Source organism: Actinomycetospora sp. NBC_00405, from assembly GCF_036044095.1.
GTDB classification, from domain to species: Bacteria; Actinomycetota; Actinomycetes; order Mycobacteriales; family Pseudonocardiaceae; genus Actinomycetospora; species Actinomycetospora callitridis.
In genome coordinates, this window is sequence record NZ_CP107938.1 from 357,433 (window position 1) to 376,390 (window position 18,958).

An 18,958-nucleotide genomic window follows, 5' to 3' on the forward strand; every position below is an offset into this window, starting at 1 on the left:
GGGCCGCCCGGGAGACCCCCGGCCGCAACGACCTCGGAGAGAGAGCCATGACCTCGACCTTCCTGCTCACCGGTGGCACCGGCACCCGAGGGCGCCACGTCTTCCGGGTGCTGGACGCCACCGGCGCACGGCTCGGGATGCTGAGCCGCACGTCGCCCGACCCCTTCGCCGGCGTCGACCACGTGACCGAACGCCCGACCCCAGCGGAGACGGGGCGGCGATGAACGCGGCGACCTCGAAGTACACGGTCGCGGAGGCGGCGGACGGGCTCGACAGCTCCACGTCGGCCGGAGGCCTCCGACGACGACTGAACAGGGTCTTCCCGACCCACTGGTCGCTCATGTTCGGCGAGATCGTCGTGTACAGCTTCGTCGTCGTCCTGGTCTCGGGCACCTGGTTGGCGCTCTTCTTCGATCCCTCGATGACACAGACCGTCTACGACGGGGTGTATCCCGGTCTGCGCGGCGTCACGGTGAGCAGGGCCTACGAGTCCACGGTCGACATCTCGCTCGAGGTGCGGGGCGGCCTCTTCGTCCGTCAGGCCCATGCCTGGTCGACGCATGTCTTCATCGCGGCGATCCTCGCCCTCCTGCTGCGGACGTTCTTCACCGGTGGGTTCCGGCGTCCCCGCGAGGCCAGCTGGGTGGTCGTCGTCCTGTTGCTCCTCGCCGGCATGATCGAGGGGTTCACCGGGCACGCCCTGCCCGACGATCTACTGTCCGGAACAGGTCTGCGGAGCGGCCTGTCCGGGATCACGCTGTCGATCCCGGTGATCGGCACGTGGCTCCACTGGGGCGTCTTCGACGGCGACTTCCCCGGGACGTCGATCATCCCGCGGCTCTACGCCGTCCACGCCTTCGTGCTGCCCGCGGTGATCGCGGCGCTCATCGCCCTCCACGCCGTGACGGTCTGGCTCCAGGGACATCCCCAGTTCCCCGGCCCACACCGCACCGAGAGAAACATCGTCGGTGCGCGCCTGGTACCGACGTTCGCGGTGCGGGCGATCGGTCTCTTCGCGATCACCGCCGGGATCCTCGCGGCGATGGCCGGTCTTTTCCAGATCAACCCGGTGTGGACACTCGGTCCCTTCAGAGGGGCTCACGTGTCGGCGGGATCCCAACCCGATTGGTACATGGCATTCTTCGAGGGCGCGGTCCGCCTGTGGCCTCCGTGGGAGATGTACCTCTTCGGTCGCTACACCGTTCCGTCGGTGTTCTCCGCGGCGGTGGTCGGGATGGGATCGCTGATCGTACTGTTGATCGTGTACCCGTTCCTGGAGCGTCGGCTGGCGGGCGATCGGGCGCACCACGATCTCGTGCAACGCCCACGTGACGCACCGGTGCGGACGTCGACGGGCGTGATGGCGATGTCGTTCTACGGCTGGCTGACCCTCGCCGCGGGCAACGACATCATCGCGCTCACCTTCGATGTCTCCCTGAACGCCATGGTGTGGATCGGCCGGATCGGACTGTTGCTCGTCCCGCCGGCGGCCTACGTCCTCACCTACCGCATCTGCCTCGGGCTGCAACGCGCCGACCGCGAGGTCCTCGCCCACGGCATCGAGACCGGCCACATCACACGCCTGCCCACCGGCGGGTACATCGAGGTGCGCCAGCCGCTCGGGGGGACCGACCGCTCCGGACGCGCCATCGGACTCAGCTACCAGGGCGCCAGGGTCCCGAAGCAGCCGAACGACCTGGGGGCGAGCGGCAAGCCCGTCGAAGGGGGCTGGTTCCGTCCGGACCCCGCCCCGGAACTGCTGTCGCCTCTCCGAGATCGCGTGGTCACCGACGCGACCGACCCAGCCACGACGGGGCTCAGCGAACGCGTTTCCGGTCATCGCCGTCCGGCCTGCTCCGGGTCGCGTGGATCGTGACCAAGCCGGACTCGGGCCGCTGTGGGCGACCCGAGTCCGATGGTCACGAGCGGGCGCACGGTCCGCCGCGACCCCACCGGGGACGGACCGGAATCCCACGATCCGGACGCTCTCGCGCCGGCCACCGCGACCCGGTGCCGGTCGCGCCGCAGACGCCGGTGCACGACCCCGCGGAGTGATCCGGGTGACCGTGATCGCGTGGTGGGTCTTGCGGCACCTCCCGGGTCGTGCCGCACCATCCTCGTCCCATCCCGGGACCTCGCGTCGACAGGAACGCCGTCCTGGTGGGGTCACAACCGCTCGTCAACGGGAGAAGCAGTGGTTGATGTCGAACGCAGTGCGGAGATGACTGGCTCGCCCGGCCGCGTCGTCCTGCCTTTCGGGGAGATCGATCGGAGCCGGGTCCGTGACGTCGGGGGGAAGGGTGCGAACCTCGGCGAGCTCTCGCGGATCGCCGGCGTCCACGTGCCCGCCGGCTTCTGCGTGACCACCGATGCTTTCCGTCGGGCCATCTCGGCAGTGCCGTCGCTCGAGGATCGCCTCGATCGGCTGTCGGGCCTCGACCCCGACGACCGGGACGCGGCTGCCGCCGTCAGCGCGGAGATCCGCGAGGCGATCGGCGACCATCCCGTCTCCGCGGACCTGGCGGTGGCGATCATTCGGGCGATCGGACACATGGGCGCCGACGCCGACGCCGCGTACGCGGTGCGGTCCAGCGCGACGGCCGAGGACCTGCCCACGGCGTCCTTCGCGGGGCAGCACGACACGTTCCTGAACGTCGTGGGGCCGGTGGCGGTCCTCGAGCACGTCAGGGCGTGCTGGGCGTCGCTGTTCACCGAGCGGGCCGTGAGCTACCGCGTGCGCCACGGCGTCGACCACCGGACGGTCCACATGGCCGTGGTCGTGCAGCAGATGGTGACGCCGGATGCGTCCGGGGTCCTGTTCACGGCTGATCCCGTGACGTCGAACCGCGAGGTCACGACGATCGAGGCCGTCCTCGGACTCGGCGAGGCGCTGGTGTCCGGTCTGGTGAGCGCGGACACCTACACGGTGCGCGAGGGCGAGGTCGTCGAGCGGGTGATCGCGGTCAAGGAGGAGCCGGCGCGCCGACCGGCGCTGACCGACGCGCAGGTGGTGGGCCTCGCGCAGCTGGGGCGGCGGATCGAGGCGCACTTCGGCCGACCCCAGGACGTCGAGTGGTGCCTGGTCGACGGTGGGTTCCGGATCGTGCAGAGCCGCCCGATCACGACGCTGTTCCCCGTCCCGGTGGTCGATGACGGGGACTTCCACGTCTACGTCTCGGTCGGCCACCAGCAGATGATGACCGACGCGATGACGCCACTGGGCCTGTCCGTGTGGCAGATGACCACACCACGGCCCGTGGCCGAGGCCGGCGGGAGGCTGTTCGTCGACGTCACCCCGTACCTGGCCTCGCCCGCCGGCCGCGAGTGGTTCCTGGAGGCGGCGGGGCGGTCGGATCCGTTGATGCGGGACGCGCTGCAGACGGTCATCGACCGCGGCGCCGTCGTCCCGGCGCCGTCGGGGGAGGGTGCCTGGACCCCGCCCGGGGGTGAGGCGTCGGCGATGATCGACGCCGATCCGGGCCTCGTCGAGGAGCTGATCGCCGCCAGCGAGGCATCGGTCGCCGCCGCCGCCTGCGCCATCCGGACCCATCACGGCCCGGACCTGCTCGACTTCATCGTGGAGGACTTCCGAGAGCTGAGGCGGCTGCTGTTCGACCCGCGCAGCCGCCAGGTGTTCACGACGGCGATGGACGCGGCGTGGTGGATCGACGAGAACGTGCACGCTTGGCTGGGGGAGGAGAACGCCGCCGACACGCTCACGCAGTCGGTCCCGAACAACGTCACGTCGGAGATGGGGCTCGCCCTCCTGGACGTGGCCGACGTGATCCGGCCGCACCCGGAGGTGGTGGCATACCTGCGCGGCGTCGAGGACGACGACTTCCTCGACGGCGTGGCCGGGGTCGCAGGTGGCCGCGAGGCGCACGACGCCATCTGCACGTACCTCGACCGCTACGGCATGCGCTGCGTCGGGGAGATCGACATCAGCAGACCGCGGTGGAGCGAGCGCCCCGCCGCCCTCCTCCCCGCGATCCTCGGCAACGTCGAGAACTTCGGGCCCGGCGCCGGCCGACGGCGCTTCGAGCAGGGCCGACAGGAGGCGTGGGCCAAGGAGCAGGAATTGCTCGAGCGCCTGCACGCTCTGCCCGACGGAGATCGGAAGGCCCACGAGGTCAAGGCGATGATCGACCGGTTGAGGACGTTCATCGGGTATCGGGAGTACCCCAAATTCGCCATGGTGAGCCGCTACGCCATCTACAAGCGAGCCCTGGTGGCCGAGGCCGAGCGCCTCGTGCGGAACGGCGTGCTCCGCGATCGGGACGACGTCTTCTTCCTCCGGTTCTCCGAGCTCCGCGACGTGGTCCGGGCCGGACGCGTCGACGATCAGCGGATCCGTGAACGCAGGGAGGCGTTCGTCGAGTACCAGACGTTGGCACCTCCCCGCGTGCTCACCTCCGACGGCGAAGTCATCGCCGGGGCCTACCGGCGCGACGGCCCACCGGCCGACGCCCTGGTCGGATTGCCGGTGTCGACGGGATCCGTCGAGGGGCGCGCCCGCGTCGTCCTGGACATGTCCGAGGCCGATCTCGTCCCGGGTGACATCCTCGTCACGGCCTTCACCGATCCCAGCTGGTCGCCGTTGTTCGTCACGATCGCCGGCCTGGTCACGGAGGTGGGCGGTCTGATGACCCACGGCGCGGTGGTGGCGCGGGAGTACGGTCTGCCCGCCGTCGTCGGGGTGGAGGGTGCGACCCGACGCATCCGGGACCGACAGCGGATCCGGGTGGACGGCACGAACGGGTACGTCGAGATCCTCTCGTAGAGGTGCCGATCACCCCCTGCGCAGCCCGCTGCGCAGGCTCGTCCAGCGCGAACGACGAGCGGTGTGGGCACCGATGGCCGGTGGTGCCGGCAGGCTTCCCCCTCACCCGCCAGCCAGCCTGGTGGCGGCGCCCGCGTCGTGGCAGAAGGACCTTGTGCGCGCGGCTAGCGTCGTCGCTGTACCCATCGACGGCTCTCGCGCCGCGCCACCGGGAGGCTGGAAGAGGCAGGACCGTGGCCCACACCGTGCTGACCCCGCGGGCGGAGAACTTCTCCTCCTGGTACCAGGACGTCGTCGCTCGGGCGGAACTCGCCGAGAACGGGCCTTCGCGGGGGACGATGGTCGTCCGACCCTGGGGCTACGCCATCTGGGAGCTCATGCAGGCGGACATGGACCGGCGGATCAAGGCGACCGGTGCCCAGAACGCCGCGTTCCCCCTGTTGTTCCCCGTGAGCTTCCTGGAGAAGGAGAAGCAGCACGTCGAGGGCTTCTCCCCGGAGCTGGCGGTGGTGACGCACGGCGGCGGGACCGAGCTGCCTGAACCGCTGGCGGTGCGCCCGACGTCCGAGACGGTCATCAATCACTACTTCGCCAGGTGGGTGCAGTCGCACCGGGACCTGCCGCTGATGCTCATCTCTGGAACAACGTTGTCCGGTGGGAGCTGCGGCCGCGGCTGTTCCTGCGGACCACCGAGTTCCTCTGGCAGGAGGGCCACACCGCGCACGCCACCTACGCGGACGCGGTCGAGGAGACCCGGCGCATGGTCGAGACGTACCGGCAGTTCATGGAGGAGTCGCTGTGCGTCTCGGTGGTGGTGGGGGAGAAGTCGCCCGGGGAGCGGTTCGCCGGCGCCGATCACACCTTCACCTGCGAGGCACTCATGGGCGATGGCAAGGCGTTGCAGATGGGCACCAGCCACAACCTGGGACACAACTTCGCGCGTGCCTTCGACATCCGGTTCCTGGACGCGGCAGGCGCGCGACGCCACGTCTCCAGTACCTCATGGGGTACGTCGACGAGGATGATCGGCGGGGTGATCATGGTGCACGGTGACGATCACGGGTTGCGCCTACCGCCGACGATCGCGCCGCACCAGGTGGTGATCATGCTGCTGGACGACCAGCCCGAAGCGGCCGAGGCGGCCCGGCGCATCGAGGCAGCACTGCATGGAGCCGGCGTCCGCACGCACCTCGACGCCCGCCTCCACACGTCGTTCGGCCGGCGCTCGGTCGACTGGGAGCTGAAGGGCGTGCCCGTCCGCATCGAGTTGGGCGCGCGGGAGCTGGCCTCCGGCCGGGCCACGCTGGCACGGCGCGACACCCGCACCCGGAGCTCGGTCCCGCTCGAGGGCGCCGCCCCGGCAGCCGCGAGCCTTCTGGAGGAGATCCAGCGGGCGCTGGTCGCGGGACTTCCGGCGAGAGCACACCTCTCCGGTCACCGACTACCGCGCGTTCAAGCAGTGCATCGGCGACGGCGGGTTGTTCGTCGCTGCCTGGTCCGGCACACCGCAGTCGGAGCGGGCGCTCAAGGAGGACACCGGCGCGACCATCCGCTGCATCCTCGACGCGCCCCCGCCCGCGCCCGCGTGTCTGCTCACCGGGAAGCCCGCGCAGCACACCGTGTTGATCGGCCGGGCCTACTGACATCGCCCCCAGACGGCGTCGTCGTGCAGGAGATCGGCGCCCGCCTGCTCGAGGTGGAGGTGTCCGGCGACCGGCTCATGATGCATCACGAGGTGACGCGGCTGGGCGCGCGGGTCGAGGGGGCCGCCGTCGCGGCCGCTGTCGGTGTCGATCCGCGCTCGATCGACTCAGCCGTTCCTCCGCGCGTGGTGGGCACCGGCGCCGACCACCTGATCGCCGCCGTCGACACGGTGCCAACGCTGCGACGGGCGTCCCCGGACAAGGGAGCGGTGCGTGCTCTGACGACCATCGCAGGCGCAGAGGGCCTGTACCTGACGGTGATCGGCCGGCAGTCGACCGTTGTCGAGGCTCAGGCGCGCTTCTTCAATCCGGGCATGGGCCTGGACGAGGACGCTGCCACCGGGACAGCGGCCGGCCCACTCGCCGCCGACCTCATGGGCCTGGGACGGCTGGGACCCGACGGGGCACTCACCATCCGGCAGGGGGAGACCATGCAACGGCCCAGCACGATCCGTGCGGTGGTGGCTCCCGGCTGCTCTGTCGCGATCACGGGCACCGCGACCCTGAGCGCGCGGGGCTGGCTGGCCACGGCGCCGTGAACGCTCTCGGAGCGACCTCCTCATCCGGCCGGCCCCTTCACGCCGATCCCCACCGAGAACCCGCGGATGCCACGGCGAGCGGTGCGCTCCGGAGAGGCGTTGCGCGATGATGGCGGTCATGGCCTTGTCGGCGGAGGACGTCGACCGATTCGAGCGGTCAAGGCCCCATCTGCAGGCCATCGCCTACCGTCTCCTGGGCTCCGCAGGCGAGGCAGAGGACCTCGTGCAGGAGACGTTCTTGCGCTGGCAGGCCACCGATGTCGATCGCATCGAGGTCCCCGAGGCCTGGCTGACGAAGGTCCTCACCAACCTGTGCCTCCACCAGCTCACCTCCGCGCGGGCACGTCGCGAGACCTACGTGGGCCCGTGGCTCCCCGAGCCGCTGCTCGCGGGGGACCCGATGCTCGGCCCGGCCGACACCGCTGAGCAGCGCGAATCGGTGTCGTACGCGGTCCTCACTCTCATGGAGCGACTGTCCCCCAGCGAGCGGGCCGTGTACGTGCTGCGGGAGGCCTTCGCCTACCCGCACCGGGAGATCGCCGAGATCCTCGACATCACCGAGGCCGCCAGCCAGCAGAACTTCCACCGTGCCAGGAAGCACGTCGCGTACGGCACCGCCCGCAGCGACATCGACCGTGCCGCCGCCCGGCGGATCGTCGAGGAGTTCCTCGCGGCCGCCACCAGTGGCCAGACCGATGAGCTCGTCCGCCTGCTGACCGAGGACGCCACCTCCATCGGCGACGGCGGAGGAAAGGTTCCGGCGCGAACCACGGCGTTCGAGGGAGCCGTCGCGGTCGCGAAGTTCGTGTGGGGCATGTTCAAGCCCGCCCAGGCCAAGCGCGCCATCGTGGGCGGCTTGCCCGAGGTCTACGCCTGGGTAGCCAATGGGGAGCCCGCTGTCGTGGCCGCTGTGGAAGGCCGGGTCGTCGCGATCATGTGCCTGGAGGTCACCGCCGGGGGCATCACGGCCTGCCGTACCCAGGCGAACCCCGACAAGCTCGAACGCGCGACCGAGCAATGGGCGGCGGCCGACCATGGAGAACCCCTGCTTGGCCTGTGACGCGGATCACTCTGGCTCCTGTCAGGCATCGGTAGGTCATCCGGTTCGGGTGACATCCGAACCGGAGAGCAAGGGAGCCGACAATGAGGGTGCTGGTGGCAGGAGCGACCGGAGCGATGGGGACGGAACTGGTGCCGCGTCTGGTCGATGCGGGACACGAGGTGTTCGCGATGGTCCGGAGCGAATTCAACAAGACTCGGGCGTCAGAGCTGGGCGCGGTACCGGTCATCGCCGATGCGCTGGCTCGGGCCGAGGTCGAGATGGCCGTGCGCCAGGCGGCCCCGGAGGTGATCGTCCACCAGCTGACCGCGATCGGGCAGATCAACACCCGCCACTTCGAACGCAGCTTCGCCGCCACCGATCGGCTGCGGATCGAGGGCACCGACAACCTGCTCGCGGCCGCGCGCATCACAGGAGTACGACGGTTCGTCGCCCAGAGCAACGGCGCGTTCACCTACATGCGGACCGGCGGGCCGGTGAAGGACGAACACGACCCTCTGGATCGCTCGCCGGTCCGCCAGATGGCCCCGATGATCGCCGCGATCGAGCACTTGGAGAAGGCCGTGCTGGGCGCCCACTGCACCGAAGGGATCGTGCTTCGCTACGGCGCGTTCTACGGACCCGGCACCTCCATGGCGGCAGGCTCCGAGCAGCTCGAGATGATCCGCAAGCGCAAGTTCCCGGTCGTCGGTGACGGCAGCGGGCTGTGGTCGTTCGTCCACATTGCCGACGCCGCCGAGGCCACGGTCGCAGCGGTGGAGAACGGCGGCCGCGGTGTCTACAACATCGTCGATGACGAACCCGCCCCCGTCGCCGAATGGCTGCCGGAACTGGCAGCGATGCAGGGCGCCAAGAAGCCCGTGCGCGTACCGCGATTCGTCGGACGGCTGGCCGCCGGACGGGCTGGCGTCGTGCTCATGACCGAACTGCGGGGCGCCTCCAACGCCAAGGCGAAGCGCGAGCTGGGCTGGGTGTTGCGCTACCCGTCGTGGCGACAGGGCTTCAAGGAGGAGTTGGCCTGACGGCGAGGCGGATGTCGTGAGCCGCAGCGAGGGGTTCGAGGAGTTGCAGCCGATCTAGGACCAACGGGACCGAATGCTCCCGCATCTCCTCGGGGTACTTCTTCGGCGCTGCCACGCTCCACTCCCTCTCGGGCTTCAGAGCCGCCACTGAACCGGGGGCACTTCAGAAGTCACCCCTACTCCTTGAAATCAGGCGGCCGGCGGCGGCGCGGTGGGCGGCTGCTGGGTGGGTGGCAGCTGGGTGGGCAAGGTGTGGCGGCCGGTGAGCCGGGATCTGGCGCCGTAGTGCTCCTCGCGCCAGAGCGGGGCGTAGACGGTGTCGAGGTAGCGCTCGCCGGCGTCGGGCGCGAGGGTCACGGCGGTCAGGCCGGGCGTGCCGTGCTGGGCCAGCCAGGTGGAGGCACCCGCGACGACGGTGCCGGTGGAGCCGCCGAACAGGAACCCGCGCATCGCCAGGCGCTGGCACATCCGCAGGGTCTCGGTCTCGGGGACGATGACGACGTCATCGACCATCGAGCGGTCGAGCGCGAACGGCGTCATGGCCATGCCCAGGCCTGGGATGTGGCGGGGGGCGGCCCTGCCGCCGAAGCTCACCGAGCCCTCGACATCGATCGCGACGATCTTGACGTCGGGACGGTGCTGCTTGAACCAGCGAGCGGTGCCCATCAACGTGCCGCAGGTGCCCGCGCCGACGAACACGACGTTGACGCGCGGGAAGTTCGCCGCGATCGCCGGCCCGGTCTGGGCGTAGTGGGCGCCGGCGTTGGCCGGGTTCTCGTACTGGTTGAGCCAGACGGCGTCGGGGTTCTCCGCGCAGATCGAGTCCAGGTGCTCGAGGCGGGCGCCGAGCATGCCTGTCTCGGAGTGGGGCACGTCGACGACGTGGACCTCGCCGCCGAAGGCCTCGATGAGCTTGCGGGTCTGGGAGTTGCAGCGGTCGTCGGTGACGCAGATGAAGCGGTAGCCACGGTTCGCGCACACCATGGCCAGGGCGACCCCCATGTTGCCCGACGACGACTCCACGATGATCGACCACGGGTTGAGGCGGCCCTCCGCCTCTGCCGCCTCGATCATCGAGGCCGCCGCCTTGAGCTTCACCGAGCCGGCGAAGTTCATGCCCTCGACCTTCAGGAACAGCGCCTTGTCGACCACCATCGCGCTCAGGTCCACGAAGAGGCCGTTGGTGTTGAACTCCTGCGGGGCGGAGATGATGGTCATGGCGACCTCTTCGGTTTCGCTGTCGTCGTTTCGGTGAGACCCGAAGAATCCGCTGCGGCGCCCCGTGCCGACATCGCCCGGCAGTTACGCTTCCCGGTGCCCGAGGTCAGGGTTCTGTCACTCCGAGGTGAGGGTGTGCGTGCGGCCGGGTGCCGCGCCAGCTGCCGACGTGCGCTTCAGAGGTGAACGCGGTCAGCCAGTCGTCGGCTCTCTCGGCACGAGCAGCGGTGACCTCGCCGATCTGCGCGGCGCTACCGGTTCCGGTCAGATCCCTGCCACGGGCCGACGGTGCAGGTCGGGTCGACGCCGGGCTACATGGAGATCGCGCCGAGTGGGGAGTTCGCGTACATCGCCAACCGGGCGGCCGGTGTGCTGACGGTGTTCGACACCACGCGCAACGTCCCGACCGGGTTGATCCCCGTACCCGACGGTGGGCCACAGTTCGTCGCGTTCTCTCCCGACGGCGCCCGTGCCTACGTCAGTATCTTCAACCAGGACTTCAGCGTGAACGAGGTCGGTGTCCTCGACACGTCCAACGGCACGTTCATCGCGCGGGTCCCCACCGGGAAGCGCCCGTTCGCCCTCGACGTCAGCCCGGACGGCCGGAAGGTGTACGTGCCCAACCACGACTCGGGCTCTCTCACGGTCATCGACACGGCGACGAACACCGTCACCAACACCCTCACCCTCGCGCCGAACCCGCACTGGGTGGACTTCTCCCCGGACGGCACCAGGCTCTATGCGGCCAACCACGAGTCCGACGTGATCACGACCGTCGACACGAGCAGCGACGCCGTGCTGGGCACCGTGGCGGTCGGGAAGAGTCCACACTCGATCATTCGACACACCACCAGACCGCTGGTGTTCAACGCCAACTACGACGACAGCACAGTCTCCGTCACCGACATCAACGGCGGACGGGTCGTCGCCACCGTCCCGGCCTGCGCGAGCGGGTTGTCAGGCACCGCGCGCCCGCGTTGCGCGTCATGTTGGTGTCCAGCGAGGGCTTGAACCAGCATCTGGAACGCTGCCTCGGCACAGGTGTCGAAGTCCAACGTCACTAGATCGGCGGGTGGTTCGTACCGCTTCCCGTGACAGGCCCCAGGTGTTTCAATGCCAGCCTCGGCGTGCCGAACGGCGTAAGCCTCGGCCGCGGGACGGGGGGCGAGATGGAGGGGCAACGGTTCGGTCGGTACCGCCTCGAGCGGCAGATCGGCAGCGGCGGGATGGGCGATGTCTACGAGGCCGCTGACGTCGACCGTGATCGCCTGGTTGCTCTGAAGCTCCTGCCCGAGCTGTTCAGCAATGACAACGAGTTCGAGCAGAGGTTCCGCCGCGAGTCGCGTCTGGCGGCCCGTCTGCGCGACCCGCACATCATCCCGATACACGATTACGGCGAGATCGACGGGCGCCTCTTCATCGATATGCGGCTGGTGGAGGACGGCGTCACCATCGCCTCGCTGCTGCGTGACGGCCCTCTAGCTCCTGAACGGGCGGTTCGGCTGCTGATCCAGATCGCCGAGGGTCTGGACGCAGCCCACAGCGACGGTCTCATTCATCGCGACGTGAAGCCGTCCAACGTTCTGGTCACCCCCCGTGACTTCGTCTACATCATCGACTTCGGTATTGCCCGCGCGACCGGGGACACCAGAGCTGGACTCACCACGGCCGGATCGACCGTCGGCACTCTGGACTACATGGCGCCGGAGCGCTTCGCGAACAGTCACGTTGATTCGCGGGCAGACATCTACTCGCTTGCGTGCCTGCTGTATCAATGCCTGACGGCTCGGCCCCCTTTCCGTGGCACCGATCTGCCGACGTTGATGAATTCGCACATCTGCGCAGAGCCTCCAAGGCCCTCCGGCCTCGTCCCGGACATCCCGGGCAACCTCGACACGGTGGTCCTACGAGGTATGGCGAAGAAGCCCGAGGACCGTTACCAGACGGCTGGAGCACTGGCCGACGCCGCGTGGCGAGCCGTCGAAGAAGCCGGCCAGATAGAGCGCCGACCGACCCGTCCGGCTCGGGCCGAGGCCACGGGCCCAGATGCCACGCTGCCCGCTCCGACTGCTCGAGTCGGACGGGTCGGGACCGGATTCGAGGCCGCTGCAACGGAGGTTCCGCGCGAGGCACAGACTCACGTGCACCCCGTCCCGGCGGTCGTGGCCGCCGCGTTCGCGTCGGGCACACGACCGGACAGGTCCGGGACGGATGCCACCGAACTCGTCCACTACGGGCAGGGGGCCGCCGAGCCTGAGGTCACCGCGCCGAAGGGCACGGGCCCAGGGGAGGGGGCGCCGCGCAGTGCTGCTCGAACGCCACCGTCGGACGCGACCGAACTCCTTGACGACGGACAGGGCGCCCCCGAGTCCGATGGCACCGCAGCGAACAGTGCGGGCTCGGGGGAGGGGCCGCCGGTGCCCCTCTCCGACGCGCGACCTCGGAGCCGGAGACCGCTCGCCGTCGTCGGCGCTGTGCTCGTTCTCGTCCTTGCCGTCACCGTCTTCGCGGTAGTGGCTGCGATCAGAGAGACGGACCGACCTGCTGGGAGCTCGGAGCAAGTGGCGAGCCGTGCCGTGCCCGAGGTGACGGGCTCGATCGCGACGCCCCCCACGCCCGGCTACATGGCGATCACCCCGGACGGCCGCTTCGGCTACGTCACCAACCGCGACCCCCGTGTGCTGACGGTCCTCGACCTCGGCACTCGGGCGACGGTCGCGGCGATCCCCATGCCTGCTCCGCCCCGGTTCGTCGCCTTCGACCGAGCCGGGGCCCGTGCCTACGTCAGCTGCTACGACGAGGCCGGCACCGTCAACCAGGTCGTCGCGGTCGATGTGCAGGCTCGCACCGTGGCTGCCGCCGTCCCGGTCGACGAGCAGCCCTACGCCCTCGCGGTCGCGCCGGATCAGCGCACCCTGTGGGTTCCCAGCCACGCCGCGGGCTCCATCGACCTGGTGGACACCGACACCGACGCCGTCACGCGCACCGTGCCCGTGGCACCCAACCCCCACTGGGTCGTCTTCGCCGCAGCTCGCGCTTACGTGGTCAACCACGAGTCGAACCTGGTCACCGTCCTCAACGCCACGGACGCCAGACTCCTTGCGACGATCCCGGTCGGACGTAGCCCGCACTCGATGGCCCCGTCGCCCGACGGTTCCCGCGTCGCCGTCGTCAACTATCAGGGCAACACGGTCTCGATGATCGATACGAAGACGAACCAGGTGACCGCGACGGTGTCGGTCGGTCGGGGCCCTCAGCACGTCGCCTTCGCACCTGATGGGCGGTCCATCTACACCGCCAACGTGGACGACGGCAGCGTCTCGGTCATCGAGGCCGCCACCGATCAGGTCACGGCCACCGTGCCGGTGGGCGGCTCCCCGACGAGCATCGCAGCAGCCCCCGACGGGCGGCTGGCGTACGTGACTCTGCTGGACGAGTCGCGCATCTCGATTCTCTCGATCGGCGGATGACGGTGGAGGAGAGATCGCCGACGTACGACGGGGGGTCGAGGCGGGCCTGGGACTCGAGGCCTCCGAGAGCCGGTTGCCGTGTCGCCGAAGCCGGACACTTCCAGCCCAATGACGTCAGCCCCCGCCGTGCCCCGCTGAACCGCAAGCACCATGATCGAGACAAGGGGAGGCCGCATGAGCACCAGCGAGAGAGGTGAAGCGCTCGCTGTCACCCGTCGGAGCGCACTCGTCGCCGGCGCGGCGTTCGGGTTGGCAGGCTGCGCCGGATCGGACCCGGCACGGCCGGAGCCGACGAGTTCGCCGGGTGGGGGACTTCCGTGGACGGCCGGTCCCGGGGCCGGCTCCGGTGGGACCGGCACCGTGCTCGGACCGGCCGCCGACGTCGCCGTCGGCGGCGGCAAGGTCTTCAAGGATCTCGAGGTCGTCGTCACCCAGCCGACCGTGGGTCGGTACGAGGGTTTCTCGGCGGTCTGCACCCACACCGCCTGCATCATCGACACGGTCGCGGAGGGGACGATCAACTGCCCGTGCCATGGCAGCCGCTTCAACCTCGATGGGACGGTCGCCAACGGGCCCGCTGAGCGACCACTCACCGTAAGGGCAGTGCGGATCGACGGGGGACAAATCGTGCTCGAATGATGTAACCTTGCTCACTCTAGGTGGCGACAATGGCCTGTCGCTTCGGTGTGGCGACGACACCGTGGGCCCTTGGTGGGGGGAGCAGGATGCAGCGCTTCGGGCAGTACGAGGTCCAATCGTTGATCGGTCGCGGCGGGATGGGCGAGGTGTACCTCGCCCACGATTCCCGGCGTGATCGAGATGTCGCTCTGAAGCTGCTCCCGGAAGCGCTGGCCAAGGACCCGACCTACGAACACCGATTCCGTCGCGAGTCGTACGCGGCGGCACGGCTGAGTGAGCCCCATGTGATCCCCATCCACGACTACGGGGAGGTCGACGGGCGGCTCTACATCGACATGCGACTGGTGGACGGCCAGAGCCTCGCGGACCTCCTCAGCGAGGAGGGTGCGCTGGGGCCGGAACGCGCAGTGGCGCTCGTCGGCCAGATGGCCGAAGCCCTCGACGCCGCGCACAAGAACGGCCTCGTCCACCGCGACGTCAAGCCCGCGAACATCCTCGTCACGCCGAGCGACTTCGTCTACGTCGCTGATTTCGGGATCGCCCACAGCATCGGCCAGACCCGGGCGACGGCAACGTCGAACGGTGCCGGCGTCGGAACGATGGACTACATGGCCCCGGAGCGCTTCACCAACGGGTCCATCACCCCTCGGACCGACGTCTATTCCCTCGCGTGCGTGCTCTTCGAGTGCCTGACCGGGAGCAAGCCCTTCCTGGGCGCCGACTTCCCCTCGCTGGTCTACGCCCACGTGTACCGCGAGCCGCCTCGACCGAGCGAGGTCGAGCACGGCGTGCCTCCGGAGCTCGACGCCGTGGTCGCCCGGGGCTTGGCGAAGGACCCGGAGGCACGTTTCGCCAGCGCCGGCGACCTTGCCCAGGCAGCCAAGGAGGCCCTGCGGACCGCACAGCCGGTCACAGTGGCGACGCCGACAGCGATGGCACCCGCGACGCCACCGTCGCTGTCGGCGCCCGTGGCCGCGGCCTCAGGAGTCGACGGGACATCGATGCCAGCCACGGCACGCGTGACCTCGCCGCCGTCGGTCACGCCGGGCGCGGCGACACAGGCCGTCGCGGCGCCGGACCAGTCCGGCCGTACTGTCACGCTGCCCGCCAACCCGGCGAACGGGACCGTGCAGGACCCCGCGGCGGGCTACCCCTCGACGACGGGGCCCGCCCGGACCGTGGACGGCGGGCCGCCTCCGACATCACCCCCACCAGCACCACCGAGCGGGGGTGCGTCGGACGGCGCCCGTCCGCGGTGGTCGCTGTCGAAGCCGCGGACGCTCACGACCGTTCTGATCGCGATCACTGCGGTGCTGGCGATCGTTGCGACGGTGAGCCTGGTGCGCCTCTTCGACGACCAGGGTTCGGGCGGGGGCACCTCTACACCGTTCCCGCCAACAGGCGGGGACGGTCCGCGCGCCGTCGCGACCAGCGTCGCGCGACCCACGGTGGGGCCGACCGTGCAGGTCGGGTCGACGCCGGGCTACATGGAGATCGCGCCGAGTGGGGAGTTCGCGTACATCGCCAACCGGGCGGCCGGTGTGCTGACGGTGTTCGACACCACGCGCAACGTCCCGACCGGGTTGATCCCCGTACCCGACGGTGGGCCACAGTTCGTCGCGTTCTCTCCCGACGGCGCCCGTGCCTACGTCAGTATCTTCAACCAGGACTTCAGCGTGAACGAGGTCGGTGTCCTCGACACGTCCAACGGCACGTTCATCGCGCGGGTCCCCACCGGGAAGCGCCCGTTCGCCCTCGACGTCAGCCCGGACGGCCGGAAGGTGTACGTGCCCAACCACGACTCGGGCTCTCTCACGGTCATCGACACGGCGACGAACACCGTCACCAACACCCTCACCCTCGCGCCGAACCCGCACTGGGTGGACTTCTCCCCGGACGGCACCAGGCTCTATGCGGCCAACCACGAGTCCAACGTGATCACGACCGTCGACACGAGCAGCGACGCCGTGCTGGGCACCGTGGCGGTCGGGAAGAGTCCACACTCGATCATTCGACACACCACCAGACCGCTGGTGTTCAACGCCAACTACGACGACAGCACCGTTTCCGTCACTGATGTTGATACCGACCGGGTCGTCGCCACCGTCCCGACGGCGAGCCACCCGCAGGACATCACCCTCAGCGCGGACGGCAAGCACGCCTACCTGGCGACCGTCGACGCGAACATCATCCAGGTCCTGGACACCACGACCTACGCCATCGTCGGCGAGGTACCGACCGGCCGGGGGCCCACGAGCATCGCGGTGACTCCCGACGGGCGTCAGGGCTACGCCACGAACCTCTTGGACGGCAGCGTCACGGTGATCAACCTCGCCGGCACCGCCTGACGCCCCGAACCTCCCACGGGTTGTCGGCGTGCAGACGGGACGGGCAGCGGGCGCGGAGCCTCGTCTGTTCGGTCGCTACCGCCTCGAGCGGCTGATCGGGTCCGTGGGAACGGGGGAGGTGTACGAGGCCACCGACCTCGAACGAGACCGCCTGGTCACCCTGGAGCTCTTCCCGGAGCTGCCCCGCACCGAGGAGGTCGAGGAGCGGCTGCGCCGCGCATCCCGACTCGCCGCTCGCCTCCGAGACCCGCACGTCGTCCCGATCCACGACTACGGCGAGATCGATCGCCAGCCCTACGTCGAGATGAGGCTCCTCGAAGACTGCGCGACCCTGACATCGCTGCTGAGCGCTCACGGCGCTCTACCGCCCGAGCGTGCGCTGCGGCTCGCCGCGCAGATCGCCGAGGCCCTCGATGCGGCCCACCTCGGCGGTCTGGTGCACGGAGACCTCACGCCGTCCAACGTCCTGGTCACCTCCCGTGATTTCGTCTACGTGGCCGACTTCGGCATCGCGCACGCGGTCGGCGACCTGGTGGTCGACTCCCGATCCGACATCGCCTCGTTGGCGTGCTTGCTTCGAGAGTGCGTCACGGTCGGTGGAGCCGCCTCGCCCGCGCTGATCGCCCCGGACCTCGACGCGGTCCTCGCACGTGCCGTGGCGACGGACCCGGATGAGGGCTACCCGACGGCCGGCGCTCTGGCTGCCGCCGTGCGGGGGGTCGTCGAAGGATCGGCTGTGGTCGAGCGACCGCCACCGCGCTCTCTCGTCGGATCGCCTCCACTCGTCGGGTCGGACGCGCCGAGCGGGACGGGATGGAGCCCGCTCGAACTCGTCGTCGGAGCCGTCGTCCTCGTGGTCGCCGTGCTCCTCGCAGTGTTCACGGTGGCCGGACCTGCGGATCGGTCACCGTCGGCGCCACCGGCACCCCCACCGTTGGCCGGGCCGGTGCGTGCGGCAACGAGCCACCCTGTCCCCGAGATCAGCGACGTGGTCGCGACGCCACCCACTCCGGGCTCTCTGGCCATCACGACCGACGGGGTCTTCGGCTACGTCGCGAACCGCGACATGCACGCGGTGACGGTCCTGAATCTGCTCTCCCGCACGACGGTGGCGACGATCCCGATGCCGGCGACGCCTCGACATGTGGCTCTCGACCGCGCTGGGATGCGCGCCTTCGTCACGTGCTGGGACGACGGCGGCGCCGTCCATCAGGTGACGGCGGTCGACATGCGCACCTACGCGCCGACAGCAGCCATCCCGGTCAACGCCCAGCCCGCCGGGCTCGCCCTGGCGCCGGATGAACGGACAGTCTGGGTGCCGGGCCGAGGTGCCGGGTCGATCGACGTGGTGGGCACGGACTCCGACACGGTGCTCCGCAGCTCGCCGGTCGGGCCCGACCCCAATGACGTGGCCTTCGCCGTAGAACGCGCCTGGCTCGTGAACGGCTCGCCCGGCGTCGTCTCCGTGCTCGATCCCGACTCCGCCATCGTCCTCGCGACCGTTCCGGTCGGACGAGGCCCACGCTCGATTGCTCCATCACCGGACGGGTCTCGGGTGGCTGTGGCCAACCACGGGGACAACACCGTCTCGGTGGTCGACACCAGCACCCACAGCGTGGTGGCAACGGTTCTTGTCGGCCGCGGTCCCCAGGACGTCACCTATGCGCCCGACGGACGCTATCTCTACACCGCCAACGCGGACGACGGCAGCATCTCCGCGATCAACGCCAGCACCAACCAGGTCTCCGCCACCGTCCAGGTCGGCGGCTCCCCGACCAGCGTTGCCACGGCCCCCGGTGGCCGGCTCGCGTACGTGTCGCTGATCGACGAGTCGCGCCTCGTGACGCTGTCGATCGGTCACTGACAGAGGAGGCGATCTCAATGGCGAGAGGCGAGGAGCCCGACGCGTCGGGCTCGGGGCCGCAACCTGTCGGACAGGGGAACGACGTCGCCGGCCCCCTCTCCGGCGACGTCGCCTCCCCCCCGACGCGGATCAGGGCCCCCGACGCTCCGGCACCGCTGTCGAGAACCGTACCCAGCGGTACGGTTCGAGCGGAAGGGTCTTCTCCGCGTCGGACCGCACGTTGCGCCAGTTGCCCTGTCACGGCGCCGATCCGGGGATGGCGTGTCGCCCGGACGGGCTCCACACTTCTCGGACCGGTGCAGGCCGACACCGCGC

General features: G+C 69.9%; 12 protein-coding genes. 11 read left to right on the top strand and 1 reads right to left on the bottom strand.

Translation table 11 applies throughout. The features are described from left to right. Positions 1-47 precede the first annotated feature (47 nt). From OG774_RS01745 to OG774_RS01770, 6 genes are all read left to right on the top strand, one after another. Positions 48-224: a hypothetical protein gene (locus OG774_RS01745; RefSeq protein WP_328306219.1), complete on the top strand. Its 177-nt coding sequence runs from the start codon at positions 48-50 to the stop codon at positions 222-224. Further along, a complete protein-coding gene (qcrB, locus tag OG774_RS01750; RefSeq protein ID WP_442873930.1) occupies positions 221-1,876 on the top strand; it encodes a cytochrome bc1 complex cytochrome b subunit in 1,656 nt (551 codons plus the stop codon). Before OG774_RS01745 ends, qcrB begins: the two co-directional genes overlap by 4 nt. 345 nt (positions 1,877-2,221) lie before the next feature. After that, positions 2,222-4,780, top strand: a complete 2,559-nt coding sequence (rph, locus tag OG774_RS01755; RefSeq protein WP_328306220.1) for a rifamycin-inactivating phosphotransferase — start codon at positions 2,222-2,224, stop codon at positions 4,778-4,780. Between the two features lie 595 nt (positions 4,781-5,375). After that, entirely contained in the window at positions 5,376-7,022 is a 1,647-nt protein-coding gene (locus tag OG774_RS01760; protein ID WP_328306221.1) for a PhzF family phenazine biosynthesis protein, read from the top strand. A 118-nt stretch (positions 7,023-7,140) separates the two neighbouring features. Further along, on the top strand, positions 7,141-8,082 hold the full coding sequence (gene sigJ, locus OG774_RS01765) for an RNA polymerase sigma factor SigJ (protein ID WP_328306222.1): 942 nt from the start codon (positions 7,141-7,143) through the stop codon (positions 8,080-8,082). Positions 8,083-8,165: 83 nt separating this feature from the next. Next, positions 8,166-9,104 (top strand): NAD-dependent epimerase/dehydratase family protein, encoded by a 939-nt coding sequence (locus tag OG774_RS01770; RefSeq protein ID WP_328306223.1) that lies wholly within the window; start codon positions 8,166-8,168, stop codon positions 9,102-9,104. A gap of 189 nt (positions 9,105-9,293) precedes the next feature. On the opposite strand, the gene sbnA is transcribed toward OG774_RS01770, so the two are convergent. Beyond that, a complete protein-coding gene (gene sbnA / locus OG774_RS01775) occupies positions 9,294-10,322 on the bottom strand; it encodes a 2,3-diaminopropionate biosynthesis protein SbnA (RefSeq protein ID WP_328306224.1) in 1,029 nt (342 codons plus the stop codon). A gap of 288 nt (positions 10,323-10,610) precedes the next feature. Here sbnA and OG774_RS01780 point away from each other — a divergent pair, with 288 nt between their 5' ends. From OG774_RS01780 to OG774_RS01800, 5 genes are all read left to right on the top strand, one after another. Beyond that, positions 10,611-11,333: a YncE family protein gene (locus OG774_RS01780; RefSeq protein ID WP_328306225.1), complete on the top strand. Its 723-nt coding sequence runs from the start codon at positions 10,611-10,613 to the stop codon at positions 11,331-11,333. A 116-nt stretch (positions 11,334-11,449) separates the two neighbouring features. Beyond that, a complete protein-coding gene (locus tag OG774_RS01785) occupies positions 11,450-13,792 on the top strand; it encodes a serine/threonine-protein kinase (RefSeq protein WP_328306226.1) in 2,343 nt (780 codons plus the stop codon). Positions 13,793-13,966: 174 nt separating this feature from the next. Beyond that, positions 13,967-14,431, top strand: coding sequence for a QcrA and Rieske domain-containing protein (locus OG774_RS01790; protein WP_328306227.1), 465 nt, complete (start codon positions 13,967-13,969; stop codon positions 14,429-14,431). Positions 14,432-14,517: 86 nt separating this feature from the next. Beyond that, positions 14,518-16,779 (top strand): protein kinase domain-containing protein, encoded by a 2,262-nt coding sequence (locus OG774_RS01795; RefSeq protein WP_328306228.1) that lies wholly within the window; start codon positions 14,518-14,520, stop codon positions 16,777-16,779. 28 nt (positions 16,780-16,807) lie between these two features. Then, positions 16,808-18,643, top strand: coding sequence for a serine/threonine-protein kinase (locus OG774_RS01800; protein ID WP_328306229.1), 1,836 nt, complete (start codon positions 16,808-16,810; stop codon positions 18,641-18,643). Positions 18,644-18,958 lie beyond the last annotated feature (315 nt).

What these genes read in the sequence shown, in the direction of transcription:
- rph (WP_328306220.1), top strand. Translation starts at nt 2,222, where the DNA reads ATGACTGGCTCGCCCGGCCGCGTCGTCCTGCCTTTCGGGGAGATCGAT.
- OG774_RS01745 (WP_328306219.1), top strand. Translation starts at nt 48, where the DNA reads ATGACCTCGACCTTCCTGCTCACCGGTGGCACCGGCACCCGAGGGCGC.
- qcrB (WP_442873930.1), top strand. Translation starts at nt 221, where the DNA reads ATGAACGCGGCGACCTCGAAGTACACGGTCGCGGAGGCGGCGGACGGG.
- OG774_RS01790 (WP_328306227.1), top strand. Translation starts at nt 13,967, where the DNA reads ATGAGCACCAGCGAGAGAGGTGAAGCGCTCGCTGTCACCCGTCGGAGC.
- OG774_RS01770 (WP_328306223.1), top strand. Translation starts at nt 8,166, where the DNA reads ATGAGGGTGCTGGTGGCAGGAGCGACCGGAGCGATGGGGACGGAACTG.
- sigJ (WP_328306222.1), top strand. Translation starts at nt 7,141, where the DNA reads ATGGCCTTGTCGGCGGAGGACGTCGACCGATTCGAGCGGTCAAGGCCC.
- sbnA (WP_328306224.1), bottom strand. Translation starts at nt 10,322, where the DNA reads ATGACCATCATCTCCGCCCCGCAGGAGTTCAACACCAACGGCCTCTTC.
- OG774_RS01795 (WP_328306228.1), top strand. Translation starts at nt 14,518, where the DNA reads ATGCAGCGCTTCGGGCAGTACGAGGTCCAATCGTTGATCGGTCGCGGC.